This is a genomic window from Xanthomonas hydrangeae (genome assembly GCF_032697525.1).
In the GTDB taxonomy this organism is placed as follows: domain Bacteria; phylum Pseudomonadota; class Gammaproteobacteria; order Xanthomonadales; family Xanthomonadaceae; genus Xanthomonas; species Xanthomonas hydrangeae.
Window position 1 is genome coordinate 1,691,392 of record NZ_CP103836.1, and the last position, 24,881, is coordinate 1,716,272.

At 61.7% G+C, this 24,881-nt stretch carries 29 protein-coding genes; all 29 read right to left on the bottom strand.

Annotated elements, in window-relative coordinates; genetic code table 11:
- Positions 1-59 precede the first annotated feature (59 nt).
- The 29 genes from NYR97_RS06940 to NYR97_RS07080 all read right to left on the bottom strand — a co-directional run bounded on the left by NYR97_RS06940 (position 60) and on the right by NYR97_RS07080 (position 24,879).
- Positions 60-674, bottom strand: a complete 615-nt coding sequence (locus NYR97_RS06940; RefSeq protein ID WP_316697230.1) for a hypothetical protein — start codon at positions 672-674, stop codon at positions 60-62.
- A gap of 132 nt (positions 675-806) precedes the next feature.
- Positions 807-1,607 carry a hypothetical protein gene (locus NYR97_RS06945; protein ID WP_316697231.1) on the bottom strand — a complete coding sequence of 267 codons (801 nt, stop codon included), beginning with the start codon at positions 1,605-1,607 and terminating at the stop codon, positions 807-809.
- Between the two features lie 360 nt (positions 1,608-1,967).
- Entirely contained in the window at positions 1,968-3,308 is a 1,341-nt protein-coding gene (locus NYR97_RS06950) for a sigma-54-dependent transcriptional regulator (RefSeq protein WP_316697232.1), read from the bottom strand.
- On the bottom strand, positions 3,293-4,735 hold the full coding sequence (locus NYR97_RS06955) for a sensor histidine kinase (RefSeq protein WP_316697233.1): 1,443 nt from the start codon (positions 4,733-4,735) through the stop codon (positions 3,293-3,295). The genes NYR97_RS06950 and NYR97_RS06955 overlap by 16 nt, the downstream gene beginning before the upstream one ends.
- A gap of 47 nt (positions 4,736-4,782) precedes the next feature.
- Positions 4,783-6,510 (bottom strand): ubiquinone-dependent pyruvate dehydrogenase, encoded by a 1,728-nt coding sequence (poxB, locus tag NYR97_RS06960; RefSeq protein WP_316697234.1) that lies wholly within the window; start codon positions 6,508-6,510, stop codon positions 4,783-4,785.
- 213 nt (positions 6,511-6,723) lie between these two features.
- Positions 6,724-7,383, bottom strand: a complete 660-nt coding sequence (locus NYR97_RS06965) for a sigma-70 family RNA polymerase sigma factor (protein WP_316697236.1) — start codon at positions 7,381-7,383, stop codon at positions 6,724-6,726.
- Positions 7,384-7,389: 6 nt separating this feature from the next.
- The gene (gene fliP, locus NYR97_RS06970; protein WP_316697237.1) at positions 7,390-8,142 is read right to left on the bottom strand and encodes a flagellar type III secretion system pore protein FliP; all 753 of its coding nucleotides are present in this window, start codon (positions 8,140-8,142) and stop codon (positions 7,390-7,392) included.
- Positions 8,139-8,462, bottom strand: a complete 324-nt coding sequence (locus NYR97_RS06975; protein ID WP_316697238.1) for a hypothetical protein — start codon at positions 8,460-8,462, stop codon at positions 8,139-8,141. The genes fliP and NYR97_RS06975 overlap by 4 nt, the downstream gene beginning before the upstream one ends.
- Before the next feature lie 8 nt (positions 8,463-8,470).
- Entirely contained in the window at positions 8,471-8,725 is a 255-nt protein-coding gene (locus NYR97_RS06980) for a FliM/FliN family flagellar motor switch protein (RefSeq protein ID WP_316697239.1), read from the bottom strand.
- Between the two features lie 28 nt (positions 8,726-8,753).
- Positions 8,754-9,497 (bottom strand): FliM/FliN family flagellar motor C-terminal domain-containing protein, encoded by a 744-nt coding sequence (locus tag NYR97_RS06985; protein WP_316697240.1) that lies wholly within the window; start codon positions 9,495-9,497, stop codon positions 8,754-8,756.
- 3 nt (positions 9,498-9,500) lie between these two features.
- Entirely contained in the window at positions 9,501-10,664 is a 1,164-nt protein-coding gene (gene flgF / locus NYR97_RS06990; RefSeq protein ID WP_316697241.1) for a flagellar basal-body rod protein FlgF, read from the bottom strand.
- Between the two features lie 11 nt (positions 10,665-10,675).
- Positions 10,676-11,092 carry a flagellar hook assembly protein FlgD gene (locus NYR97_RS06995; RefSeq protein ID WP_016903036.1) on the bottom strand — a complete coding sequence of 139 codons (417 nt, stop codon included), beginning with the start codon at positions 11,090-11,092 and terminating at the stop codon, positions 10,676-10,678.
- Positions 11,082-11,648 (bottom strand): hypothetical protein, encoded by a 567-nt coding sequence (locus NYR97_RS07000; RefSeq protein WP_316697243.1) that lies wholly within the window; start codon positions 11,646-11,648, stop codon positions 11,082-11,084. Before NYR97_RS07000 ends, NYR97_RS06995 begins: the two co-directional genes overlap by 11 nt.
- A gap of 166 nt (positions 11,649-11,814) precedes the next feature.
- Positions 11,815-12,276: a hypothetical protein gene (locus NYR97_RS07005; RefSeq protein WP_316697244.1), complete on the bottom strand. Its 462-nt coding sequence runs from the start codon at positions 12,274-12,276 to the stop codon at positions 11,815-11,817.
- Positions 12,269-13,594, bottom strand: a complete 1,326-nt coding sequence (locus NYR97_RS07010; RefSeq protein WP_316697245.1) for a FliI/YscN family ATPase — start codon at positions 13,592-13,594, stop codon at positions 12,269-12,271. The genes NYR97_RS07005 and NYR97_RS07010 overlap by 8 nt, the downstream gene beginning before the upstream one ends.
- Positions 13,594-14,070 (bottom strand): FliH/SctL family protein, encoded by a 477-nt coding sequence (locus NYR97_RS07015; protein ID WP_316697246.1) that lies wholly within the window; start codon positions 14,068-14,070, stop codon positions 13,594-13,596. The genes NYR97_RS07010 and NYR97_RS07015 overlap by 1 nt, the downstream gene beginning before the upstream one ends.
- A 164-nt stretch (positions 14,071-14,234) precedes the next feature.
- Entirely contained in the window at positions 14,235-14,699 is a 465-nt protein-coding gene (locus NYR97_RS07020; RefSeq protein ID WP_316697247.1) for a hypothetical protein, read from the bottom strand.
- Positions 14,686-16,032: a flagellar basal-body MS-ring/collar protein FliF gene (fliF, locus tag NYR97_RS07025; RefSeq protein WP_425613045.1), complete on the bottom strand. Its 1,347-nt coding sequence runs from the start codon at positions 16,030-16,032 to the stop codon at positions 14,686-14,688. Before fliF ends, NYR97_RS07020 begins: the two co-directional genes overlap by 14 nt.
- A 43-nt stretch (positions 16,033-16,075) precedes the next feature.
- Positions 16,076-16,372 (bottom strand): flagellar hook-basal body complex protein FliE, encoded by a 297-nt coding sequence (fliE, locus tag NYR97_RS07030; RefSeq protein WP_316697248.1) that lies wholly within the window; start codon positions 16,370-16,372, stop codon positions 16,076-16,078.
- The gene (locus NYR97_RS07035) at positions 16,372-16,755 is read right to left on the bottom strand and encodes a flagellar basal body rod protein FlgC (RefSeq protein WP_316697249.1); all 384 of its coding nucleotides are present in this window, start codon (positions 16,753-16,755) and stop codon (positions 16,372-16,374) included. Before NYR97_RS07035 ends, fliE begins: the two co-directional genes overlap by 1 nt.
- Positions 16,752-17,129, bottom strand: coding sequence for a hypothetical protein (locus tag NYR97_RS07040; RefSeq protein WP_039814212.1), 378 nt, complete (start codon positions 17,127-17,129; stop codon positions 16,752-16,754). The genes NYR97_RS07035 and NYR97_RS07040 overlap by 4 nt, the downstream gene beginning before the upstream one ends.
- A 7-nt stretch (positions 17,130-17,136) precedes the next feature.
- Positions 17,137-18,252: a flagellar basal body P-ring protein FlgI gene (locus tag NYR97_RS07045; RefSeq protein WP_316697251.1), complete on the bottom strand. Its 1,116-nt coding sequence runs from the start codon at positions 18,250-18,252 to the stop codon at positions 17,137-17,139.
- On the bottom strand, positions 18,249-18,812 hold the full coding sequence (locus tag NYR97_RS07050; protein ID WP_316697252.1) for a flagellar basal body L-ring protein FlgH: 564 nt from the start codon (positions 18,810-18,812) through the stop codon (positions 18,249-18,251). The genes NYR97_RS07045 and NYR97_RS07050 overlap by 4 nt, the downstream gene beginning before the upstream one ends.
- A 10-nt stretch (positions 18,813-18,822) precedes the next feature.
- Positions 18,823-19,527, bottom strand: coding sequence for a flagella basal body P-ring formation protein FlgA (locus NYR97_RS07055; protein ID WP_316697253.1), 705 nt, complete (start codon positions 19,525-19,527; stop codon positions 18,823-18,825).
- Entirely contained in the window at positions 19,527-20,294 is a 768-nt protein-coding gene (locus tag NYR97_RS07060) for a flagellar hook-basal body protein (RefSeq protein ID WP_316697255.1), read from the bottom strand. The genes NYR97_RS07055 and NYR97_RS07060 overlap by 1 nt, the downstream gene beginning before the upstream one ends.
- A gap of 13 nt (positions 20,295-20,307) precedes the next feature.
- Positions 20,308-20,979, bottom strand: coding sequence for a flagellar basal body rod C-terminal domain-containing protein (locus NYR97_RS07065; protein ID WP_316697256.1), 672 nt, complete (start codon positions 20,977-20,979; stop codon positions 20,308-20,310).
- Positions 20,976-23,039 carry a flagellar biosynthesis protein FlhA gene (locus tag NYR97_RS07070; protein ID WP_316697258.1) on the bottom strand — a complete coding sequence of 688 codons (2,064 nt, stop codon included), beginning with the start codon at positions 23,037-23,039 and terminating at the stop codon, positions 20,976-20,978. Before NYR97_RS07070 ends, NYR97_RS07065 begins: the two co-directional genes overlap by 4 nt.
- Positions 23,036-24,109, bottom strand: coding sequence for an EscU/YscU/HrcU family type III secretion system export apparatus switch protein (locus NYR97_RS07075; protein ID WP_316697259.1), 1,074 nt, complete (start codon positions 24,107-24,109; stop codon positions 23,036-23,038). Before NYR97_RS07075 ends, NYR97_RS07070 begins: the two co-directional genes overlap by 4 nt.
- Positions 24,109-24,879, bottom strand: a complete 771-nt coding sequence (locus NYR97_RS07080) for a flagellar biosynthetic protein FliR (protein ID WP_316697260.1) — start codon at positions 24,877-24,879, stop codon at positions 24,109-24,111. Before NYR97_RS07080 ends, NYR97_RS07075 begins: the two co-directional genes overlap by 1 nt.
- Between the last annotated feature and the right edge of the window lie 2 nt (positions 24,880-24,881).

Consider the following 24,881-nt stretch of genomic DNA (forward strand, 5'->3'; position numbering starts at 1 on the left):
TGCATGGCCGACCCGATTGCGATCGCATCGCGCCAACGCGGCAGCCGCATCGCGGGCACCTAGTGCTTGGGCTTGGGCTTATGTGCACCCGGGCCATGCGGATGCTCGATCTGCTTCAGCGACGCGGCCTTGGCGCCCAACGCATGCGCGTGGATCAGCACGCCGTGCGGCGTCGCCTGGGTCTCGCCTTCTGCAACCAGCGCCTTGCCGACGATCAGCTGCTTGGAAAAGTCGGCGCCAGCATGCGGTGGAAACCGCACCGTGACCCCGTCATCCAGCAACACGCCATGCACTTGCCCGTGCGGGCCGTGCAGCAACCGCGCAATGGTGCCGCTGTGCTGGGTACGTTGCGGCTTGGGTGGCTTGCCGGCAGGCGGTTTGGGCTTGGGTTTGACGTGCGGCCCATGCGGGCCTTCATCGAGAATGCGCTTGCCGCCTTCCGGATCGATCGCCAGTGCCACCAGCATGTCCACATCGCGCGGCTTGAGGCCACGCACGCTCAACGTGCTGCCGGGCTTGAGCGCCTTGAGCAAGGCGGCAGACAGATGCGGCGGTGTGTGCACTTCGGTGCCGTCGGTCAGCAGCAGGCCATCGATATCGGCCTTGGGATTGAGCAGAAAGCGCGCCAGCGTGCCGCGGGTTTCGGGAAGGAAATCAGGATCGACCCAATGCATGAAAGAACTCCAACGAAAATAGGACCGGCCAACGCCGGCAAGCCGCGCCCCTCGCCACGCATGACACGTGGCAGGAAAAGCGCATAGAGATGAACGGTGTGAGCGCCGTCGCGTGTGCGACGGCGCGATGGATCAACGCGGCGCCGGAGCCGGCGGTGGCGGTGCGGCCGGCGGCACAGGCGGCGCCGGTGGTGCGGGCGGCACCGGACCATCCGGGCGCGGAGGACTGAACAAGGCGCGCTGCGAGGCACGATCGCGACCCAACTGCGTGGCTTCGATGGCGCGGCCGGTGGCCGTGGCAACACCGAATCCGCTTACGCTCAGCGGCGCACCGGTGCGCAACACATCGCCGAACTGCAGCGCCAGATGCGGCGGCATCCGCACCAGCGTGCCATCGCTCAGCAACGCACCATTGGTCTCGCCACCGGGGCCGTAGACCAACCGCTCGATGCGTCCCTCAGCCTGCAACGGCGTCAATGCGGCGGGTGCCGGAGGCGCGGGCGGCATGGCGGCGGTCGTCGGCGGGCGATCGACCACCTCGCGCCCACCACGCGTGGAACGGATGCTGCTGGCACGTAGCACCGGCAGGCTGCCCAGACGATAACCCTGCACGGTGACCGCATCGCCACGGCGCACGGCTGCCTGCAGTTCGCCGGACAGATGCGGCGCAAACGCCACCTGGGTGCCATCGCGCAACCACAGGCCATCGACCTCGCCATTGGGATTGAGCATGAAGCGCTCGACGGTGCCGGTCACCCTCACCGGGGTAGCGGCTACCGGTGCAGGCGGTGCGGGCGGCATCGGCGGCGCCGGTGGTGGCGTGCCAACCGGTGGACGCGGGGCAACCGGTGCGGCCGGCGCTGCAGGAACCTGCGCGGCGGCAGTCGCCACGCTGCAGGCCAGTGCGAAAGCGAGTGCGGTCTGACGAATCATGTGATGTCTCCAGGGCGGCAGGAGCGCCGCTTGCCCTGAAGACAAAGCAGCAATCGTGCCAACGTCGAATGCGTTGTTTTTCAAGGGTTTTGCACATGCAGTAGTGCGGATGAACGTCTGCGTTTCATACACCACTGTCCGCTTTGCAGACACTTTGCAGCCTCGTTATGCATGACTGTGCGAAAGCAGGCACTCTCCCGGCGCAAGGTCTGCTGTGGCGCCAGTGGCCAAGCACTACGTGTGGCAACGGCGGCATGCAATCACCTACATGTGCGCGTGTTGCTGTGCGCGTACTGCATCGCAGCCAAAGCACCGACTACGCCGGCCTGCAAACATCGCATTCGGTTTTTATCGCTGCGACTACTGCAAGCCGTACTCATCGAGCTTGCGATACAGCAGCTGGCGATGAATGCCGAGCCGGCGCGCGGCTTCGGCGCGGTTACCGCCACTGTGCGCCAATGCGTCCTGGATCATCTGCTTTTCCAGATGCGCTACTGCCTCGGGCAAGGTGCCTTCCACCGGCGCCGTCGTCATGGGTTGCTCGGCACTGTGACCAAGCGCCTCGTCCAGATCCTCGGCGGTGATGCTGTGGCCGCGCACCAGTAGCTGACTGCGTTGCATGACATTCCGTAGCTCGCGCACGTTGCCGGGCCACGGATAGGCCAGCAGCCGCGCTTGCGCGTCCGGCGATAACGCACGCGCTGCACCTTCGCCGGTGCGCAGAAAATACTGCGCAAGCAGCACGATGTCCTGCCCGCGTTCGCGCAGCGGCGGCAGCTCGATCGGCACCACATTCAGGCGATAACGCAGGTCGCTGCGAAACTGCCCAGCCGCCACCCACGCGGCCAGATCGCGATGCGTGGCCGCCAGCACGCGCACATCCACCTTCTGCGCGCCGCGGCCACCCAGGGGCGTGACTTCACCTTCCTGCAGAAAGCGCAACAACTTGGCCTGCATCGGCAGCGGCATGTCGCCGATCTCGTCCAGGAACAAGGTGCCGCCATCGGCCTCGCCAATCAGGCCGATACGGTCGCCGGTCGCCCCGGAAAACGCGCCCTTGCGATGGCCGAACAACTCGCTCTCCATCAGCTCCAACGGAATCGCGGCGCAATTGACCGCCACGAACGCCGCATTCGCGCGTGCGCTGGCACGATGCAAGGCACGCGCAGCCAGCTCCTTGCCGGTGCCGGTCTCGCCGGTGATCAACACCGGCAAATCGGAGGCTGCCGCCAGCCCGATGCGTTTGTGCACGTTACGCATCGCCGGGCTGTGGCCGACCAGGGCGTCGTCGTCTTCAGGCAGCCCGGTCGCCGCGGTATCGGCGTCGGTGTCAGCACGACTTGCCAATGCACGCTCAACCACCTCGACGATATCGGCACGCCCCACCGGTTTGACCAGGTGATCGAACGCACCCAGCGTCATCGCTTCGATGGTGTTGCCGCTGGACGCGTACGCGGTGAGCATCACCAACGGCACCCGACGCGCACGGGCATCGTCCGCCCGCGCGCGCAACACCGCAATGCCGTCCATGCCGGGCATGCGGAAGTCCACGAACGCCAACGCGACACCGCCCTCGTTCAAGCGCACCAATCCATCGGCGCCGTTATCGACCGCGATTACCGTATGGCCGAGCGAGCGCAGCGTTGCCTGCAAGGTGGCAAGAAACGCCGCGTCGTCATCGATGATCAGGATGCGCGCCATGGCAGCTCCACAATGAAATGGGTCATGCCATCGGCATGTACGTAACGCACCTGCCCGCCATGCGCGCGCGCGATCTCGCGCACCAGGGCAAGGCCGAGGCCATTGCCATCGCTGCGACCGCTGACGAACGGCTCGAACAACTGCGCTGCAATGGACTCGGCGATAGCCGCGCCACGATTGCAGACCTGTAGCTGCAACAAATCATCGCTGGCGCTGGCCTCCAACGTCACCGTGCTGCCTGCGTCGGCGTGCTGCAACGCGTTGCGCAGCAGATTGTGCACGGCGCGCCCGAGCTGCTGCGGGTCGAGCGCCCATTGCAACGGTGTAGCAGGCACGCGCAGCTGTGGCGCAGGCGTGCCTGGCGGTAGCAAGGCCGGATCCAGCAAGGTCGCCAACCAGTCCTGCACCACCACCGTTTCCAACTGCAGGCGGATCGGCTGCACCATGCCGAGCAGACTTTCGACCACCCCATCCAGGCGGCGGATCTGGCCCAGCATCAGCTCGCCATGCGCGGCATCGTCCGGCGTGCTCTGCCGCCTGGCGATGTCGTTTTCCACCGCCAGACGCATGGTGGCGATCGGGTTGCGAATCTCATGCGCCACCGTCGCCGTCAGGCGGCCAAGCGCGGCCAGACGTTCGTGCCGGGATAGCTCGTCGGCCAACCGCCGTGTCTGCGCCAGAGCTTGCGCATTACGCTGTGCGTAGTCGCTCACCGCAGCGCCCAACCGATCCAGCTCGGGTGCGCCGGTGACCGGTATCTGCGGGAGCTCGGTATCGGCGGCGAGCGCCTGCTGGATCCGCTGCAGGCGCTGGCTCCAGCGCCGCACCACCACGCCCAACGCGATCGCCGACACCGCCACCATGGCGAAGATCAGCAGCATGCCAATCACCAACGGCCGCCAGGCATCGGAGGTGCTCGCCGGCACTCGCGACATGGTCCATGCGGCTGTGCCCGAGGCCAGCGGGCAGGCGCTGATCAACACCACTTCGCGGCTGCCATCGCGACGAAATTCCACCGCCTTGTTACCCACCGCACTTTGCCGTGCAGTACTGACGATCGTGGTCCACTCGGCGGCGGGGATATCGGTCTTGTGATCGCTACCGTCGTAGGTGGGATAGGCATAGGCAATAAATCCCTTGTCGAGATTCCACACCCCGCCTTCCACGCCGGGCGCGTCGGCCAGCACCAACTGCACCACCACCGCTGCCAGCCCGGCGCCGTTGTCGCCACTGCGCGCGGCCTCGCTTGCGCCGGCGTAGCGCTGCACGATGCGCGTGCATTGCGCGCTCAATTGCTGGCGCGCCTCATCCAGTCGCACGCCTTCTGTTTGTCGGTACAGGCCATACAACATCGTGGCCACGCCCACGCAGGCGGCCAGAACCACCACCCAGATCAACAGCAATTGGCGCAACAATGAGCGAGGCATGCGAAAGGGTCCGATGAAGACGTGCAGTGGTGAACGCGGCGATGGCGTTAACGCATATTGGTCTTGACCAGATCGATCACTTCATCGCCGCGCCCACTCATCACCGCCTTGAGCAGGTACAGACCCATCCCCTTGGCCTGTTCCAACTTGATCGCCGGCGGCACTGCCAGTTCCTGCGTGGCGATGCGTACATCCACCAACGCCGGGCCGGAATGCGCAAAGGCCTGCCGCAATGCACGTTCCAGCTGCGACGACTCATCCACACGGATGCCCAAAATGCCCATCGCATTGCTCATCGCAGCGAAGTCCGGATTGCGCAACTCGGTGCCGGTATCCAGATAACCCGCAGCCTTCATCTCCATCGCCACAAATCCCAGCGAGGCATTGTTGAACACCACGATCTTCACCGGCAGACGCCGCTGCGCCAGCGAGATGAAATCGCCCATCAACATCGCAAAGCCGCCATCGCCAGACAGCGAAATCACCTGACGGCCCGGAAACGCCGCCTGTGCGCCAAGCGCCTGTGGCATCGCATTGGCCATCGAACCGTGATTGAACGAGCCGAGCAAGCGGCGTTGTCCGTTCATGCGCAGATAGCGCGCGGCCCACACTGTCGGCGTGCCGACATCGCAGGTAAACACTGCATCCTGGTCGGCAATCTGGCTGATCATCCGCGCCACGAATTGCGGATGCAGCGGCTCGCCCGGGTCTGCCGGCACCGCCAGATCGTCCAGCCCCTCGCGTGCCTTGCGGTAGTGCGCAAGCGATTTCTCCAGGAAGTCGCGTTTCTCGCGTCGCTGCAGGTGCGGCAACAAGGCGGCAATGGTTTCGCCCACATCCGCCGCGATCCCCAGTTGCAAGGGCGTGCGCCGTCCCAATGCGCTCGGGTCGCGATCCACCTGCACGATGGTCGCGTCCTTCGGGTAGAACTGCCGATACGGAAAATCCGTGCCTAGCATGATCAAGGTGTCGCAGTTGAGCATCGCGTGGTAGCCGGAACTAAAACCAATCAAACCGGTCATGCCGACATCGAACGGGTTCTCCCACTCCACATATTCTTTCCCGCGCAACGCGTGCACGATCGGCGCGCCCAGGGTGTCGGCCAATGCCACCACCGCATCGTGTGCACCCGCGCAGCCGCTGCCGCACAACAGCGTGATCGCCTCGCTTTGCTGCAACAGCTCGGCCAACTGCGCCACGTCTTCGGCGGCTGGCAGCACGCGCGGCTGGCGCAATTGCGGCCAGGCACTGGACACGTGCTTGTCCATTTCCAGCAACGCGATATCGCCGGGGATCACCACCACCGCCACACCCTGCTGCAGGATGGCGGTGCGCATCGCCCGATGCAGCACTTCCGGCAGCTGCGCCGGGTTGGTCACCAACTCCACGAAGTGACTGCACTCGCGGAACAACTCCTGCGGGTGGGTCTCCTGAAAATAACTCAGCCCGATCTCGGACGATGGAATATGTGCGGCGATCGCCAGCACCGGCTGACGGCTGCGATGGCAATCAAACAGCCCGTTGATCAAGTGCAGATTGCCCGGCCCGCAGCTGCCCGCACACACGGCCAGCTGGCCGGTCACTGCAGCCTCGGCGCCAGCGGCGAATGCGGCGACTTCTTCGTGGCGCACATGCATCCATTCGATCGTCTGCATCTCACGCAAGGCATCGGTCAAACCGTTGAGGCTGTCGCCGGTCACACCCCATATCCGCTCCACACCCGCGCTCTGCAGCGTCTCGGCCAGAAACCGCGCCAACGTCTTTTTCTTCGCCATGATGCAGCTCCACACTATTTTCAGGCAGGTAGCTTGGCAGCGCGGATGTAAGCCCAGCGTCTAGTCGCAACGTGCGGTCGGTCTTCGGCGCTCATATGGGAATGAACTGCTGTTTGAAGACTGATGAGCTGACGATGGCGACATCAGCCAATATTGATTAGGTCTCCCCAGATACATGACACATGCCCCTCCCGCTCACACAGGAGGCGGACGCTACAAAAAGTCACCTTTTTGAAAACTCCCCTTGCCAAAGTGCGTGCGCAAAATCTCAAGACCTTGGGAGTGCAACTGCGAGATCCTGCCCTTGGTCACGCCCAGCTCACCTGCGATCTGAACGAAGGGCTTGTGCATGTAGTAATAAGACATGAAGATCTCCCGCGTGCGCGGAGCCAGCTGTAGCATTGCTTGCGCCAGAATCTGCCGCGACTGCTCTTCCGCCAGACTACGTCCCGGCCATGCATCGGTCGCATGCTCGACCAGATGCTGGGTGGCGATCTCTAGGATGGCACCGATGAAGCCATCAAGGCGGCCGATATCATCGGCAAGAACTTCAACCCGATCTTCTAGCCGAATGGAGCGCTTGTGCTGACGCACGCCATTGAACACCGCGCCCCGCACGCGGCGTTTAGCATAAAGCGTGAAAGGGATCGGACGTGTCGGGTCATAGCGAGTCATCGCCTCAAGCATGCCGACATGCGCATTCTGCAGATGATCCAGCCAGTCGAGGTCGCGACGACCGATGCGACGGTAGACGTCGGCAGCGACCATCCTGGCCCACGGCGAATACTCTGTGACCAGGAAGTCTCTCGCCTGCAGATCATGATCAGCCTTGAACCTTCTCCAAAGCTCGGCAACAAGGGCATCCCTGTCCATCTTGAGTCAGGACCAGATGCTGCCCAGCAGCGTCCTGGAGACCAGCACCCACCCATCGATCAAGATAAACAACAGCAACTTGAGCGGCAAACTGACGGTTGCCGGAGGCAGCATGATAATGCCCAGCGCCATCAGCACCGCCGAGACCACCAGGTCGATCATCAGAAACGGGAGGAAAATGACAAATCCCATCTGAAATGCGGTCTTGAGCTCGCTCAATATGAAGGCGGCAGCAAGATGCGTGAAGCGAATGTCTTCCACTGTCTTCGGCGGGGCAACACGCGCCATCTCGCTGACTGCCAGCAAATCGGATTCACGCGTTTGCCGCACCATGAAGTCGCGCAACGCCGGCGTTGCGCGAGATACCGCTTCTGTCGCAGTGATCTGGTCTGCCAGATAAGGTGAAAGCGCATCACGCTGGACCTGGTCTAGCACCGGCCCCATCGAAAACAGCGTCAGCAGCATCGCCAACGTAATCAGCACGCTATTAGGTGGCGTCTGTGGAATACCTAGCGCGTGCCGAAGCAACGCAAGGACAACGATGATGCGGGTGAAGCATGTCATTCCGATCAAGATAACCGGGATGAACGAGAGCATCGTCATCAGCACGAAGACGCGCAGGGTCGACGAAAACTCTTGTTTGCCCGCAGCATTCAATGCGTCGCTCAGCGGGTCTGCACAGACAGTGGTGGCCGCACAGACCAAGCCCACTCCAGCCAGTCCAGCCCACAAGCGGCAACCAGCGTGCTGGCGCGTCACGTGGCGGCTCCTGTTGTCGGACCCAGGCGTTGAATACTGATCTGCCCCTTGGATTCGGCGATCACCAGCTTCTCGCCCTCGATCTCCAACAGGTGCACGACTGTGGAGCTACTTACCCGGTACTCGGCGCGTTTTACGATGGCGTCAGCCGCAACAGACAACTGCGCACCGCCTTGCCAACGTGCGATCACCCCCTTCTTCTTGAGCCATAGCAAGACAGTGACGAATAACGCCAGCAACAGGGTGGTCCAGATGAGCGCGGGGCTGAGCGTCGCTGCGCTCAACACCGTATCGCTACGATAGGGAATGGCGGACGGCATGTCGGTGCTCAGAGTAGTTCTTGAATCCGCACACCCAACTTGTCGCCGACAGCCATCAGCTCTCCTCTGGCGACCGCCTTGCCATTGAGCATGAGGGTGACCAGCGCTTCGCACGACTCTTCCAGCGAGACGATGTCGCTCTGCTTGAGCGCCATGATCTCGTCAACGCTCATCTCTACTTGCCCGACATGCGCCACCAACTTGGCTTTGACGTGACCGAAGATCGAAAGATCGCGCGTCACAGTGGTTGTTTCCATCTTCATCGGTCGTTTCCTCGATCTAATCTGTTGGTCAATGCAATTCAAGCGCACGCTGGCCGCCTGCGACGACCAGGCGCGCAGCAGCCAGGACATGTGTCCCATTCATCAGTTGAAGCGGAGCAGCTGCGTCGCTGTCGACGACAAGCACCTCTCCCACGCGTAATGTAGAGACCTCGCCAAGTTCCACTTCACCCAAGATCAATTGGGCATGTAACGCAACGGATTGACTGCGCAACGCCCCACTGCGCGCGGTCAACACAGGCAGCTCCGCTGGAACGACGCTATCGTCTTCCGCAGCGCACCACACCGAGTCGGCTATCAACTCGACCTCGAACTCGTCCCATCGCGCAGTGGCATGCAGGGCGCCGTGCCGTAACGAAAATCGAAGTGGATCGACGGGGTGGGTGCGCGAGGGTGTTTTGAGAAGGGGCATACCCGCCAGGGTGCCCGCCAACGCTTGCAGCGCCTGCTCACCAACGTTTCCGCACAGCTGCCCATCGGCAGCGCCGGAGAGATCCATTAACATTGCACCAAGTGTCGAGGGCGTGCCCTTGCGCAGACGCATGCCGAACAAGCCACCGATGCTGGTCGTTACGATCTGCCACTGCAGGACATCCGCAACATCTTCGGCGGCTGCCGTAACCGTTACCCGAACACCTTCATCAACCTGTCCATGAGCGACCGACCACTCGGTAAGCCACTCACCGAAGCGCACCTGCAACAGGTCGCACAGTGCCTGCGCGCTGGCAGGGCGTATCCACCCGAGACGTTTCATCGATCATCCGCCTCGTGTGCTGTTGTAGAGCTGCTCGATCATTTCGTTGCTGACCGTCATCACACGCGAGCTGGCTTGATAGCCGCGCTGGATGATCAACATGTCAGCAAATTCCTGAGTGAGATCGATGTTGGACATCTCCAGGCTGCCGCCCTGGATACTTCCAAAAACGCTAGAGCCGGCACGCCCCAGCTCACTGCGTTGGCTATCCACGTCCGATAGCATGCGTCCGCCGGATAGCTGCAAGGTGCTCTCGCTCTGGAACGCAGCTAACGCAAGTTGCGCACCTTGGCGTTTTTCCGTCGAGCTGTAGGTGATCTGCAGGATGCCCTTGTTGTCAAACGCCAGCGCGTTGATACCCAGCACAGGGCTACCGTCTTCCACCGTAGCGGTCAGGCTATCGGTCAGACCGGACAAGCTGGTCGTCCCGGTAAACGTGCCTGGCGTGCCGAAACCAAGCGCGACCTTCTGGCTGCTGGAGCCCGCCGAGAGTGTGACCTCGATACTGCCCGAGCCTATTTCCAACATGCCGCTGGTGCTGAAACGCAGATCGCCGCTGCCGACCTGCGCACCGGATCCATCGGTCACAGTGACGCGGTATGTGCGGCCCGATCCAACCGATGCCACCGGCGCACTGGTGGCGACTCTGAGGGTGTGGACAGCACCTGTCGCGTCATAGACGTTGATGTCGCTGACGGAACTGCCAGTAGACGTAGGCGACAGATTGCCACTCAACCGCACACTCGTCGTGGGCTTGGCATCCAGGGTCCGCAAGCCATCCAGATTCAACTGCGACAGTTGCCCAGTGCTGCTGATCGACATCACGTCATAGCGGCTGACACTGTCCACCAGGACACCGCGATCATCGATAATAAATTGGCCCGCGCGGGTGTAATGCAGCCCTCCACTGGAATCGCGCAGAACGAAATAGCCCGTACCATCGACTGCAACATCAGTTGCATTGCCGGTCTGTCGCAGATCGCCTGCCGTGGTGCGCAAGCCGGCGCCGACGATCCGCGTGCCATGTTCTCCAGCCAGATTCTCGAAGAACGAGTCGCTGCCACGGAAGCCAGGAGTGTTCATGTTGGCAACGTTGTTACTCACCGTATCCAGGCTCTTAGAAAAGCTGAAAAGGCCGGAAAGCGAGTTGTAGAGTGCTTGAAACATGCGGTAACCCCTTATTGCTGGACCAGCGTGATCTGCGGAAGGCGGATGCCCGTCAGGACACCGGCACTGGTCTCTACCGTCAACAGCGGGCCGGAGGCACTGAACTCGATTGCCTTAACCACCCCTGTGGCGGTGTTGCCACTTGCCTGGGTGACCTCAATGCGACGACTCAACAGACTCAGGCTCTGGCTGGTGGCATTCATACTCAACATCCCTTCAGAGTTGAGGCTAAGCTGACGCGATTGCTCCAGATTGCTGAATTGCGCAAGCTGCGCCAGGAACTCACGGTTATCCACCGGCTCCAATGGATCTTGAAACTGCAATTGCGACAGGAATAACTTGATGAAGCCATCCTGGTCGATTGTGTTGTTCGACTGCGCACTTGCACTACCGTTGTTCACGATCGAACCGATCGAATCAATCGCCATTGTTGACCCCTTGAGTATTGGAGGAGCGCTGCCACACAAGCGCGCCATTGAGCATGATCCGGTCAGGTCTGGCTTGCCCGGAGCGCAACAACGCATCGAGCAAGACCGGTATCTGGGCAGCGGAGAGTTGGTAGTCGCGCACCCACCAGGTGGCACGCCCCTGGGCATCTGAAATCTGCTTCATAGCACGTGTCATCCACTCTGCCAACGCACCGAGGTTGATCGTTGAGGACGTGCGTGACGAGTGTGTGGCATCGTTTTCGGTGTGCGCTATCAACGCAAACGGCGAGCCTGCGCCAACCGTTTGTAGTCCTGACGCAAAGGACGGGCGATGCGCAGCATCTTGCGGGCGCATTGCACTGAAGCCAGATCCGGAACTTGCTGACATCAATGCATTGCCATCGACCGCAGCGGCATTCGGTGCCACTACGTCATGACCACGACCGCGATGATCCACGTACGACATCAGATACGTCGCCGTTGCGGCCCACTCGAACACGAAGGAATCAAGCGCCAAGGTCTGATCGGTCCCGTGTGCCGCGTGTGCGGTCGACATGGTCCCGGCGCGTACCGTCTGTTCGGGAGTCGCGGCAGACGCGCCACCTGGTGAGCGCTCGGATGTCAGCCAGCGTTCGAACGCAGCCGCGTCTTTCGACGGACGTTCTTCGCGTGGCTCGCTCTGAGGCTTTGGCGGAACCGCCGCAGGCGAAGGTAGCGCCGATTCAATTGCCACAGGATGCTTTCCTTGCAAGCCAGAGTTCTGCGCAAGTGTCCGATTCAGCGCGTTCCTGCAGACGCAGGGTCTGTTCGGAAAGGCGCTGATGGCGTTCGTCGACAGAGCGCTCCTCTGCCAGGGCACCACAATGCGTCGTCCGTGCCGCGTCCACTCGGTCATCGCAAGCGTCCGCATCACGCAGTGCATGCGTCTGCTCTGCATGCACGACAGCTTCGACGTCCAGTGCGGCTTGATAGGTTTGTAGCTGCAGCAGACCGTTTTCCGCTCGCTGTTTCCAGCAAGCGACAGCATGAACACGCTGTTCGCATTCCCGTAGAAGAGTTTGTGCCTGTCGGCTTTCAAGCAACGCGCTCTGCAGAACCAGCGATGCCTTGCGTGTTTGCAGGTCGCGCACGCGCACCAGCACGGTGAGGCGTTGCAGTTGCCTACGCGCGTGATCGTCAGACATGTGCATCTTCCATCGGCAGCGCACGCTTTAATGCGTTCAAGGTGTCACGCCGCGTCATCGGAGCGAGCTGTGCCTGCTTGAGAACAGCCTCCAGCTGTGGCCAGGCGTCCAATGACTGATCCAGCACAGGGTTGGCACCAGGCTGATAGGCGCCCAGTTCGACCAAGTCACGCGAATCCTCCAGAATGGCGAGTACCCGACGCACACGCGTCGCTATTTCTACGTCCTCACTCGTCGCTAGCTGGGTGAGCAAACGACTCACACTGGCCAATACATTGATCGCCGGATAATGCCCTTTGGAGGCCAGCGTGCGGTCCAGCACGATGTGCCCGTCCAGAATGGCGCGCATATGATCGGTAATGGGCTCGTTGAGGTCGTCGCCTTCTACCAGCACGCTGTAGATTGCAGTAATTGCGCCTTGCTCGAAGTTTCCGCAACGTTCGGCAATCCGTGGCAACCATGAAAAAACCGACGGTGTGTAACCACGAAAGGTCGGCGGTTCGCCGCTGGCCAGCCCAATCTCGCGATGCGCCATGGCAAACCGGGTCATCGAATCCACCACCAACAGGACCGATTTGCCCTGGTCCCTGAAAAACTCTGCAACGGCGTGTGCGGCATGGACTGCATGGGTGCGTACCAGTGCTGGCTGATCGGCAGTGGCAGCCATGACCACGCAGCGCTTCATCGCCTCCGGCCCAAGCGTATGGCGCACGAAATCGCCGACTTCGCGACCACGCTCACCGATCAGTGCAAGCACGATCACGTCGGCTTTCACATGGCGGACGAACATGCCCAGCAAGGTGCTCTTGCCTACCCCGCTACCTGCGAAGATACCGACACGCTGTCCTTTGCCCAGGGTTAACAAGCTATCCACTGCGTGGATGCCCGTCTCGAGAATCTGGTTGATATCACGCCGTTCCAATGGATTGGGCGGTGCTGCATGCAACGGGTAGCGTTGCTCAAGGACACACGGCCCCAACGTGTCCAAAGGACGACTGAAAGCATCGACCACGCGTCCAAGCAAGGCATTGCCCACTGGCACACTCAATGACCTTGTCGTGGTCTCCACTCTGGCCCCGGGCGCGAGGCCGGCGATCTCTCCATACGGCATGAGAAGCAGCTTGCCGTCCCGAAGTCCCACCACCTGTGCGTCCACGCGACGTCCGTCTGCCGATATCACCACTTCACACAGCTCCCCAACGCACGCGTCGGGTCCCTCGGCTTCGATTACCAGACCATTGAATGCACAGACACGGCCATAGCGACGCACATAGCACGCCGATTGGATGGCTGTCGTCAGATGCTGGCCCAGGCTCATTAGCGGGCCACCGATGGGTAGGTGGACAGACCGTCCAACAACGCGGCTTGTAGCGCCGAGAGCCGTACGTCGAGTCCGAATTCGGTTCTGCCGGCGCGCGTTTCCAGCATGCACTGGCCCGGCCGTAGCGCCAGATCGCATTGGATCGGCAGGGCCGCAACGTTGGGGCAGAGCGACAGATCCTGCTCTGATACATGCAGCGCCACTGCCTGATGGCCTGCTTCCCGCACTGCACGATGGCACAACTCAGTCAGCAGCGGCCCGTTCGCATATGCCGCGCCAATCACCTGGGTCACGGCGTAAAAAGCCACTTCCACGGCGACCTCATGACTGCGTTGCGCTTGCTCATCGATGGCCTGCGCCAGCCCGCCGATCAAGTGTTGCATCTGCATGCGTACCCTCTCGGTCGCCTCATGCGCAGCGTGGGCCTCTGCTTGCAGAGAGGCGGTCACTTTCGCCAGCTCGCGCTGCGCCAACGTTGCGGCTTCCTCATGCGCGCGTGCGAGTCCCTCCTGATACCCCTTCGCACGCGCATCTTCCATTGCGGATTGCTCTTGCGAGATGCCAGACATCGCATCGTCAGCAGCGCGCTGTGCAGGCGCATACCAGGGGCGGCAGTCGGATGACGCGGCGAGGCGCTTCATGGCAGGACTCGCAGGGCGGGGTGCGCAGCGTTGGCTTGGGCATGCGCTGCATTGCGCACGGCAGCAGCCAGTGCTGGCGGGAATGACCTGGACGATGCAAGCTCGGCGCGAACTGCCTTGGCCATCGCAGGCTCGAGCGCGGCAAAGATGAACGATGCGTCCGCCGACGTCGTTGCCATGACCACACGGCTCAAAGTGGCTGCACAAAGCGTATGAGAAAGCTGCACGATCTCTTCAAGACCTAGCTCCGCATCTGCGCTTCCGATGGGCAGGCGCGGAATCTGCAGCGCCTGCTCGACCAGCGCTGGGTCGTCCCATCCGTGACGGCAGACGATCGCGATCTGCGCACGCAGTTGCGCGGCTATAGGTGCTGGCAAGGACGCCAACAACCGCCGACGCTCGCCGGATTGCATCACGCTCGCCAGCAGCGCAGACCTGCGCATGGCCTCAGACGCGCTCATGTGCAGACCCCAGCAGCCATGTCCGAATCTGTTGCGCTGCCTGTTCGCTCTGCTCTTGGCTCAGGCATTTGCTGCGCGATCGCTTCATTGCCTTGCCGATCAGTAGCCCGACGATCAGGCTGATCACGACGGCGGCCCAAAGCCAGATCATCGGGCCTGCGTGCCACGCGGGTATCACGCTGCGACCTCCAACGACCGGCCGATCAGCATTGCGTGCTGCCAATGCTGGCTGACCTAAAGGTTGACTAGGCAGCGCGGTTGACCCCACTCCAATCTCGACGACATCGCCCCGCGCAGCATCTCCACCGATTGCTGCCATCACCAAACGCTGCAGATGCTGCTGTTCGATATCGGTCAACGGCTGATGCAATGCAATCGCAACGCTGACACGTTCCACGCGTCCGGTCGCACGGGTGATTTCCTGCTTCTCGGTGCCGTGTGCGTACTCGACCTGCTCGTTCAATACCGCGCCGCTACCGCCTTCGGGCGCACGATCGGAACTGGAGCTACGACGCACCACTGTCCCGTGATCCTGACCAGGCGCCACCAAGGTGCGCTCACTGGTGGTGCGCACCTTGTCGAAGTTCAGTGCGACATTGACCGAGATCGATGCCCCGGCCGTGGACGGTTGCGCTTCCAGAATCTTGCGGATATCACGCTCGTAATCGGCTCCCAGCTGCCGTGCCAGGTCGCCCTGCGCTCCGCCAGCGGCGTCGTTTGCGCCTCCGGCAAGCTGCAAGCCGGTCGGCCCGACTACCACCACGGCATCAGGCGCCAGACCATCCACGGCCGAGGCCACCAGATCACGAATCCCACTGACCTGCTTTGCGGTCAGCGTGGCACCGGGCACGAGCGAGACCGCCACCGATGCCTTAGACTGACTGTCTTCGGCCAGAAACACACCGGGGCGGCGAATCGACAAGTGCACGCGTACCGTTTCGACGCCGGGAATCGTGGCGATGGTGCGTTCGATTTCGCCCTGCAGCGCACGCTGATAGTTGATGCGCTGGGCGAACTCGGTGACGCCGAATTCATTGGTATCGAACAGCTCGAATCCGACATGCCCACCCTTCGGAACACCGGCAGACACCAGACGCATCCGCAATGGATGCACCTGCGCCTGTTCCACCAGGATACCGCTGCCATCTGCGGTATAGCTGTGGGGAATTTTCCACTCGTCCAGGGCAGCCGAGACCTCGGCAGCATCGGCTTGCTTCAACTCACCGAAAAGCAGTGCCTCTCGCGGGGTCAATACCCACCAAATCGCGGCAGCCGTCAGCAGCAGTAACACGCCCACAGCAATGAACAGGCCAAGTTTGCGCACGGGCGCCAATGCCGAATAAGTCGTTTTGAAAGAGGAAAGCACGTCAATGTCCTTACAGTTGCATCCGCGAGAGTTCCTGATATCCCTCGACCAGCTTGTTACGCACCTCGGCCAGCAACGTGAGGTGCATACGTGCTTCTTCCAGCGAGATCATCAGATCGTGCGGCGCAATTTCGTGGCCTGCGGCCATCGCACGCATCTGCTGATCCGCAGTCTGGATGGCGCTATCTGCGCTGGAGACGCCACGTGCAATCACATCGCCAAAGTTCACGCCTTCAGTGGCAGTAACCGGTGCACCGAGTATCTCCACCTGCGCAGGAGCAATCGTCCCGATTGCTTCAATCGTCATCACTTGGCCCCAATTTCGAAAGCGCGCAACACCATGCTGCGCAGCACATTGAACGAGCGCACATTTGCCTCGTAGCCACGGCTTGCCGTCATCAGACTGGTCATCTCGCTCACCATATCCACTGCCGGGTAATGCACCTGCCCCTGCGCATCGGCCATCGGGTTTTTCGGGTCGAGGACGGTGCGCGTTCCAAGGCTGCGCACCGCGTCCATGCCATCGCCCAGGCCCACCGTCTCAGCGAACGAACCGGTGGCCGGTGCAGCCAACTGACGGGGATCGATCGGCTGATTGGCGACCGCAATATGCCGCCCGGCCAAGTCCATGCGTAGCCGCTCGTTTTGCATGCCTGCACGGCTTGCATCCAGAATTGCATCGATGCTCATGCGCCGCTCCGTCCAGTAACCGCCAGACGCATCAAGCCGAAATGCCGGCTCAGCGATTCGGTCAGTGCCTGATAGTTGAGTCCCGCTGACACCGACTCGGCGACCAAGTCGTCCAAACTGGCGCGTTCGCGGTCGTAGCGTTGATCCACGATTGCCAAGGTGGGCGAATCCGGATTACGCAGCAATGCGGCGACATCGTCAGGGCTGGCGCCGGCCGCAGCATTCAACACGCGATCGGTGCGACTCTGGTCGATGACGAACACCGGCGCATCGGGACTCGACGCATTGGCGATATTCCAGCTGGTGACTTCAGCCTTGAGCTTGTTGAGGCTCAAAGCCATGCGCACAGCGTCGACGGTGAGATCTTGTGACATGGGTAACCTACTGGATGATCAGGTCGCCATCCAAGGCGCCTGCGGATTTGACGGACTGCAAGACCGCAATGACATCGCGCGTGGTCAGCTTGGCGGTACGTAACGCGGAAATCAGATCGGCCACGGTGGCGCCTTCTGCAACCGACACCAGCGGAGCGATCGGCTCCTCGGTGGTGATAGTGCTTTCCGGTACCAATACGCTGCGCACCCCTGCGCCTGGACGCACCAGCAGCCCATCCGGCTGCGACACGCTGTAGCGGGTGGAAATCTCCACACGCAAGTCGCCGTGGGAAATGCTCACCTGACCCAGGCGGATATTGCTTCCCGCCACTACCGTGCCGGTCCGCTCGTTGATGATTACGCGTGCCGGTCGCTCACGGGTTACCCGTACGTTTTCGATCTGCGAAATGCGTGCCACACGGCTGGGATTGTCCCGATAGTGAACGACGACCTTGCCGGCGTGTTCGGCTTCTGCGGTGACGCCTGGCAGGCTGGCACTCACTGCCTGTGCGATGCGATTGGCGGTAGTGAAGTCCGCCTCGTCCAACAGGATGCTCAAGGTGCCCGGCTCGCCGGCGACATCCAGCGCGGCTGCGCGCTCGACGGTGGCGCCGGAGGGAATCCAGCCCACCGTTGGGTGATTTTTCTGTACCGATGCGGTGATTGCCTCGAACTGATAACCCCCGACAGAAATCGCCCCCTGTGCGATGGCGTAGACCTTGCCATCGGGCCCACTCAACGGCGCCAGCATCAAGGTGCCGCCTGTAAGACTGCGTGCATCGCCTGCCGAGGCGACCTGCACATCGAGCGGCTGACCAGGTTCGGCGAACGCCGGAAGTTTCGCCGTCACTAGCACTGCCGCGACGTTGCGACTGGATAGGTCGCCCAGTTCGACGCTCACACCGAAGTTGCGCAGCGTATTGCCAACCGATTGCACGGTCGCGCGGTTGCGCGCCGAGTCGCCGGTTCCTGAAAGGCCAAATACCAGTCCGTAGCCGGTCAACGGATTCTCGCGCACACCCGCGATGCGCGCGATGTCCTTGATCCTGACATCGGAGACCGGGGCCGCATGCGCAGATGCGGCCGACAGTGCGAGCAAGAGCACCAGCAAACGCAGGTTCATAGCACCCTCAACCACTTGAGCAGCCGGTAAGCCACGCTCTGACGTTGCGACTCGGCAACGACACCTTTGCCATTGAACTCCACACGCGCATTGGCGAGCCGATGCGACCACACGGTGTTATCGGCCAGAATATCGTCCGGACGCACGATGCCGCTCAGCGTGATGCGCTGATCTTCCTTGTTGATCAATAGCGATTGCTCGCCTTCCACCACCAGCGATCCATCGCTCAAAACATCTTTGACCTGTACCGACAATTGCGTGCGCAACTCACCCACCCGCGAGGTCTCCGCACTGCCCTTGGTGGCACCGGACAGACCGGCATCGAAGCTGCCGCGATAGGCGTTGTTGCCAGCGGTGCCACTCAGGCGGACATCCGAACCGGCGTCAGTGGCCGCCCCGGAGCGCGCCCTGGCGGCCTCAAGTACGTTCACCGTCAACACATCGCCCACCCGATACGCGCGTCGGTCGGCGGCGATGCCGCGATAGGTATTTGGATTGATCAGGCTTTCCTGCGCAAAGGCGCATTGGCTCACCGTCGCCAACAGCAGCGCCGCGAGCATGACCGTGGATCTATTGTTCAATGGACACCTCACCACCGGCGACCACACGTGCCTGCACAGGCGTGCGCGTGCCCTGCGGCAAGACAGCAATCGCCTCGCCTAGTTGCCCATCGGCTGTGGCAATCGCCGGCAAACGCAGTTCGACCGCGCCACGGCGAACGCGCAAGGTCACCGGATCACGCCTTGCAATCGTCGGCGCGGCAGCGAAGTCATGTGCCTGCACAAGATCGCCTGCGCGCACGGTATGTTTCAGGCGGGCGGCTACTGGTGGCATGCCTGGCGTTGCCACCTGGTCGATGGCAAACACACCGGCCACATCCACACGCTTGGGCACGACAACGACCTGGTCGCTCGGCGTGCCGTTGGCGAATGCACGTGCGTAGGTCGGCCGCTCCAGCCACCACTGCACGGTGAACCACACCATCCTGGTCTGTGTCGGCACGCCATCGACCAGTACCTGGACCGGCACGCCTACGCGCTTGCGCGGCCAACTGCCGTCGATCCGGGTGGCGTGCAGCGTCAGCTGTGCGGTAGCCGTGTCTATTTCCAATTGCGAGGCTGGTAGCGCAGAAGCGGTCAAGATCAGCTCGCCAGGAAGGGCGCTGGATAAGGTATCCAGCGACGCACGCGCCGTTGCGATCAGTTGATCGGGCGAGATGTTGGTAGCCTGCGCGCTGGCGCAAGACATCAACAACAAGGCAAGCATCCTGATCATCAGCGGCGCAGGTTGTTGATGGTTTCGAGGATCTGATCCGAGGCTTGCAGTACGCGCGCGTTGAGCTGATAAGCGCGTTGCGCCAGCACCAGGCCGGTCATTTCGTCGATCATGTCGACGTTGGCTGCTTCCAAAAAGCCCTGCTGCAATTTCCCGGCACCATTGCTACCAGCGGCCAACGGAATCGCTTCGCCGGAACCTGCCGCCGCCTGAAACACGTTCTCTCCACGCGACTCCAGACCCTCGGTGGACACGAAGCTGGCCAGATCGATGCTGCCCAGCACCGCACGCTCTTCGCTACCATCGAGCCTGGCGCTCACTTCGCCTGCCGAGGAGATCAGCACATCCGCAGCACCTTGCGGCATCTGGATTCCTGCCGATAGACGCATTCCGTTGGAGATGGCCAGATAGCCCTCCGTATCGACATGAAAGCGGCCCGAGCGCGTGTAGAACCGTTCGCCGTTGGCATTCTCGATCTCGAAAAAACCATCGCCGTCGATGGCCAGATCCAGCGGGTTGCGCGTGGGCTGCAGCGCACCGGCGCCGAACTCCACCGAGGTGGAACTCACGCGAATACCGCCGCCGTGCACATTGCTCGCTTGGCCGATACCTTGGCCTGGCAGCGGCGCATTGGCGATCTCGGCGAAGTTGACGCGTCCACGCTTGAAGCCGGGCGTCTGCATGTTGGCGACGTTGTTGGAGATCACGTCGATCTGCTGCTGTTGACCACGCAGGCCGGTGGATGAGATGTAAAGAGCGTCGATCATGAGGGCAGTCCTGTCAGTTGTCGCCAATACGGTTGATACCCGTATCCATCGCTCGGTCGTAAAGAGAAATCACGCGCTGTACCGATTCGGCATGACGCGACAGCGCGATGAGCTGCATCGTTTCTGCCGCTGCATCGACGTTGGATTGTTCGACGCTGCCTTGCTGCACGGTTCCTTTCCATTGCGCAGTCACGCCGTCATAGCGATAGCCGCCTTCGCTGGGAATCAGGCGCGCGGGCTCGGCCACGTCGACGATGCGCAGATGCGCCAACAGCGCCTCGCCGTCCCAGATGCCGCCCTGTTCGTCGACACGGATATCGGACTGCGGCAAGGTCAGCACGCCTGCATCTGTCAGCACCACAGCCCCCTCACGGGTCTGCAAGCTCCCATCGGCGCCACGCACAAAACTGCCCATGCGCAGTAACCGCTGCTGGCCATCCTGCTGTGTCACGAAGAAGCCATTGCCGCGCAGCGCCAGATCCAGGCCACGTCCGGTTTCACGCAGCGCACCATCGCCACGTTGCACTGTCATTGTGGTCGCGCCACTGACTGCAGCGAAGTCGCCACGTGCACGTACGCTCTGGTAACCGGGCGTGTTGAGATTCGCCACGTTCTGGCTGACCGCGGTCAACGCCTCAATATCCGCGTTCAAACTACGGCTGATGGACTGGATGGTGTCGCTCATGCTGCAACCTGCAAAGGCGTGCCTACAGCCGCAAACGAGCGGACCAAGGCAGTGGAAGGGACTTCGTTGAGTGCCAGCACGGCAACATGCGGCAGCGAGCGCTGAATCAATGCGCGCAACGGTCTGCGCAACTGCGACGGGCACAAGAGCACCGGCAAGCGGTTCTGTCCCATCATCGCCTCGGATTGTTTGGCGAGTTGCCGAATGAAGCCATCCAGCTGCGCCATGTCGGTGAACAACGCGCTGCGGCCTTCGCCGCTGCGCTGCTGGCCCATCAAGTTCCGTTCGATTCCTGGCTCGAGCGTCAACACGTGCAACTCGCCGCGCGCATCCTGAAAACGCTGGCAGATGGTCGCTCCCAGACGTTCGCGGACCCGCTCGGCCAGTTCATCAGGTTGTTTTTGATTGCGCCCGGCATCCAGCAACACTTCGACGATGGCCTCCAGATTACGGATGCTCACCTGCTCGCGCAGCAACAGCTGCAGCGTCTTCTGCACGTCGGAATAACTCAGTACGTTGGGAACCAATTCGGCTACCAGTGGCGCGCGGTGCTCGTCCAAACGCGACAGCAGGCGTTCGGTCTCGCTACGGCTTAGCAGGTCCGGCCCATGGCGCTTGACCAGCTCGTTGAGATGCGTGACTAGCACCGTATCGGGTTCGACCAGCGTATAGCCGCCCGCGCGAGCCGCCTGACGTACCTCAGGCGCGATCCATTGCGCAGGCAAACCATACGCAGGATCTCGTGTTTCCAATCCATCCAGCTTGACACGCGTGCCACCTGGATTGATCGCCAGCAAGCGGTCCGGATGGATCTCACCCTGGCCGACGCGATTGCCTTCGACCAAAAGTTCGTACTGATTACGCTCCAGCTCAGCACGCAGGCTGCTTTGCACTTTTGGAATGACAAATCCAAGCTCACCGGCAACCTGCTTGCGCAAGTTCACGATGCGCAGCGCAAAGTCGCCAGCCGGACCTAATAGCAACTCATGCAGCACAACGCCCATGCGTATTTCGATGGGCTCTACCCGCATGGCCTGCTGCAGTTCCTCCTGCGCGGTTGGGCCCTGCGATGCATCCTCATCCACCACGCCAGCGGTCGACTCGCGCTTGATCAGGCTATAGCGGATCAGCACCGCAACACCGATCAATGCTGCGATCACCGGCAACTTGGGAAAGCCAGGCAATGTCAACATCAACAACAACGCTGCGGCAACGACTGCGAGCGCGCGCGGGTCAGACAGAATCTGGCGTGGAATCTCTGCACCCAGGCGCGCGTCGGCCGCGGCACGGGTGATGATGATCCCGGTCGCCACCGCGATCACCAGGGACGGGATCTGCGTCACGATGCCGTCGCCGACAGTCAACAACGTGAAACGTTGCACCGCCTCGGTCCACGGCATTCCCATCTGTGCGATGCCAATCGCCAAACCGCCGATGATGTTGATCAACACGATGACAATGCCAGCGATGGCATCGCCTTTGACAAACTTGGTGGCACCGTCCATCGCACCGTAGAAGTTGGCTTCCTTCTCGATCTGCTTGCGGCGCCGGCGAGCCTCGTGCTCGTCGATCAACCCCATGTTCATGTCGGCGTCGATACTCATCTGCTTGCCGGGCATGCTGTCCAGCGTGAAACGCGCTGCCACTTCAGCCACACGTTGCGCACCAGTGGTGACCACCACGTACTGCACCACCACCAGAATCAGAAACACCACGATGCCGACCACGTAATTGCCGCGGATCACGAACGTACCGATGGCGCCGATGACGCGCCCCGCATCGGCGCCATCCAGGATCAGACGCGTGGCCGACACATTCAATGCCAGCCGGAACATGGTGGCGATCAACAGCAGGGTCGGAAAGGTAGAAAAGTTCAGCGGCGATTCGGTGAAAAACGTCACCAGCAATATCAGCAATGCCAGGCTGATGTTGATGATCAGCAGCAGATCCAATAGCGCCGATGGCACCGGTACGAATAGCACCATCAAAATGCCGACCACCAGCCCTACCAAAGCCAGGTCGCGCTTGTCCTGTAAGAAGGCTGCAACGATACTTTTCATGCGGCCACACCAGCGCGTCGACTGGCGTAAAGCACGCGGTAGACCGGCGCCAAGGCGTCGAACAGGTCCTCCGGAACCGGTGCATCGATCGCGCAATCCCGATACAGCGCACGCGCCAATGTCGGCATACGCACGACCGGTACGCCTGCACGTTGTGCTGCATGACGCACGCGGGCAGCCAACAGACCACGCCCCTTGCTCAGCACGATCGGCGCACGCATGCTGCGCGGCCGGTACTGCACCGCTACGGCGTAATGCGTGGGGTTGGTGAGAATGACATCAGCATCAGCCACGCGCGGCAGCGAGCGCACCGTTTTGAGCAGGTCACGAATCTGCCGGCGCTGCTTGGATTTTACTTCCGGATCACCATCGCGCCGCTTGGCATCGTCGCGGACTTCGCGCCGGCTCATGCGCATCTTCTTGCCGTGATCCTTGCGCATGAATGCCAGGTCTGCCACCGCAACGACCAGCAACACCAGCAGGACATAGACCGATGTGGTCCAAAAGCCCGAACGCAGTTGTTCGACCAGCAGCGCCGGTGACGACAATGCAATCTTTCCGACAAAAGACGCCGCTTGGCCGACAGCGAAATAGGCAAGCAGTCCCAGCAGGGACAGTTTGAGAATCAGCTTGCCGAGCTCCCATAGACCGCGCATCGAGAACAGCCGCTTGATCGCATTCATGGGATGCATGCGTTGCAGGCTGGGCGCGAGCGCATGCGTGCTGAAGATGGGGCCGGTCTGACCGAGATTAGCCACCACGGCGACCACCAGCAACGCAAGGATCAACGGCGTCATCGCTTGCAGCAGGGCACTGTAGGTATCGATCAACCAGGCCACCAGATCTGCGCCAATGCGCGGCTGCACACCTGCCAGCTGCATGGTATTGCGCGTGGCGCTGGCAAGTGCCATCGCGATGTCGCGTCCGGTCAACATCGTGACCACTACAAAGATTCCCAGCATCAGCACTGCGGTCAGATCAGGGCTCTTGGCGACTTCACCTTTGCGGCGCGCTTCTTCCAGCCGGGATTGGGTTGGCTGCTCGGTCTTGTCCTGGTCGGCGTCGGCCATCAGGGCGCTCCCAGCATCTGCGGTGTCTGGTCCAACGCAGTGCCGAACAGCCGGCCGATCAGGCCTGGCGCATAGGCCAACGTCAATGCCAACATGCCCAGCGCAACGGCGACCTTGAGCGGCAGCGCCAGAAAGTACACGTTGGCCTGTGGCATCGAACGCGACGCGTAGCCCACCGCGACATCGACGAAGAACAGGCCCAGCACAACCGGCATCACCACCACCAACGCACCCACAAAGCTGCTTCCAAGCAATGCGAAGAACGCTTCTGCGCTGATGGGATGGCTCATGCGTCCAAGCGGCAGCGCCGTGGTGCTTGCAACCAGGCCCTTGAACAGCAGCACGTGCAGATCGAGCGAGAAGAACAACACCGTGGCGGCCAACATCAATGCATGGCCAAGCAGCGATTCCTGCGTATCCGCGCTTGCCGGGTTGAGCAGGGCGCCAGCACCCAGACCTGCCTGCATATCCAAGAGCCAACCGCTGGTATGCAACGCGGCATTGGGAATCATGAACGCAAGACCGAAGATCCCGCCGATCATCAGTTCACCAATCGCGGCCAGCAGCAGCGCCATCGGTTGCCCGATCGTCGGAGACACATAGCCGTCGGGCAGAGCCAACAGCGTCAACCATGCGAAAGCGAGCATCGTGGTGATCCTGACCAACATCGGCGCCCATGCCAGCGGCGACAACCCGGGCAACACCATCACCGGCAGGTAACGCAGCGATGCATAGCCAAACAACAGAGCAAAACCAGTCAACGCTTCCATCG

Coding starts and splice junctions, on each gene's coding strand:
- NYR97_RS06940 (WP_316697230.1), bottom strand. CDS start 674: ATGCATTGGGTCGATCCTGATTTCCTTCCCGAAACCCGCGGCACGCTG.
- NYR97_RS06945 (WP_316697231.1), bottom strand. CDS start 1,607: ATGATTCGTCAGACCGCACTCGCTTTCGCACTGGCCTGCAGCGTGGCG.
- NYR97_RS06950 (WP_316697232.1), bottom strand. CDS start 3,308: ATGGCGCGCATCCTGATCATCGATGACGACGCGGCGTTTCTTGCCACC.
- NYR97_RS06955 (WP_316697233.1), bottom strand. CDS start 4,735: ATGCCTCGCTCATTGTTGCGCCAATTGCTGTTGATCTGGGTGGTGGTT.
- poxB (WP_316697234.1), bottom strand. CDS start 6,510: ATGGCGAAGAAAAAGACGTTGGCGCGGTTTCTGGCCGAGACGCTGCAG.
- NYR97_RS06965 (WP_316697236.1), bottom strand. CDS start 7,383: ATGGACAGGGATGCCCTTGTTGCCGAGCTTTGGAGAAGGTTCAAGGCT.
- NYR97_RS06975 (WP_316697238.1), bottom strand. CDS start 8,462: ATGCCGTCCGCCATTCCCTATCGTAGCGATACGGTGTTGAGCGCAGCG.
- NYR97_RS06980 (WP_316697239.1), bottom strand. CDS start 8,725: ATGAAGATGGAAACAACCACTGTGACGCGCGATCTTTCGATCTTCGGT.
- NYR97_RS06985 (WP_316697240.1), bottom strand. CDS start 9,497: ATGAAACGTCTCGGGTGGATACGCCCTGCCAGCGCGCAGGCACTGTGC.
- flgF (WP_316697241.1), bottom strand. CDS start 10,664: ATGTTTCAAGCACTCTACAACTCGCTTTCCGGCCTTTTCAGCTTTTCT.
- NYR97_RS06995 (WP_016903036.1), bottom strand. CDS start 11,092: ATGGCGATTGATTCGATCGGTTCGATCGTGAACAACGGTAGTGCAAGT.
- NYR97_RS07000 (WP_316697243.1), bottom strand. CDS start 11,648: ATGTCGACCGCACACGCGGCACACGGGACCGATCAGACCTTGGCGCTT.
- NYR97_RS07005 (WP_316697244.1), bottom strand. CDS start 12,276: ATGTCTGACGATCACGCGCGTAGGCAACTGCAACGCCTCACCGTGCTG.
- NYR97_RS07010 (WP_316697245.1), bottom strand. CDS start 13,594: ATGAGCCTGGGCCAGCATCTGACGACAGCCATCCAATCGGCGTGCTAT.
- NYR97_RS07020 (WP_316697247.1), bottom strand. CDS start 14,699: ATGAGCGCGTCTGAGGCCATGCGCAGGTCTGCGCTGCTGGCGAGCGTG.
- fliE (WP_316697248.1), bottom strand. CDS start 16,372: ATGACGATTGAAGCAATCGGGACGATTGCTCCTGCGCAGGTGGAGATA.
- NYR97_RS07035 (WP_316697249.1), bottom strand. CDS start 16,755: ATGAGCATCGATGCAATTCTGGATGCAAGCCGTGCAGGCATGCAAAAC.
- NYR97_RS07040 (WP_039814212.1), bottom strand. CDS start 17,129: ATGTCACAAGATCTCACCGTCGACGCTGTGCGCATGGCTTTGAGCCTC.
- NYR97_RS07045 (WP_316697251.1), bottom strand. CDS start 18,252: ATGAACCTGCGTTTGCTGGTGCTCTTGCTCGCACTGTCGGCCGCATCT.
- NYR97_RS07050 (WP_316697252.1), bottom strand. CDS start 18,812: ATGCTCGCGGCGCTGCTGTTGGCGACGGTGAGCCAATGCGCCTTTGCG.
- NYR97_RS07055 (WP_316697253.1), bottom strand. CDS start 19,527: ATGATCAGGATGCTTGCCTTGTTGTTGATGTCTTGCGCCAGCGCGCAG.
- NYR97_RS07060 (WP_316697255.1), bottom strand. CDS start 20,294: ATGATCGACGCTCTTTACATCTCATCCACCGGCCTGCGTGGTCAACAG.
- NYR97_RS07065 (WP_316697256.1), bottom strand. CDS start 20,979: ATGAGCGACACCATCCAGTCCATCAGCCGTAGTTTGAACGCGGATATT.
- NYR97_RS07070 (WP_316697258.1), bottom strand. CDS start 23,039: ATGAAAAGTATCGTTGCAGCCTTCTTACAGGACAAGCGCGACCTGGCT.
- NYR97_RS07075 (WP_316697259.1), bottom strand. CDS start 24,109: ATGGCCGACGCCGACCAGGACAAGACCGAGCAGCCAACCCAATCCCGG.
- NYR97_RS07080 (WP_316697260.1), bottom strand. CDS start 24,879: ATGGAAGCGTTGACTGGTTTTGCTCTGTTGTTTGGCTATGCATCGCTG.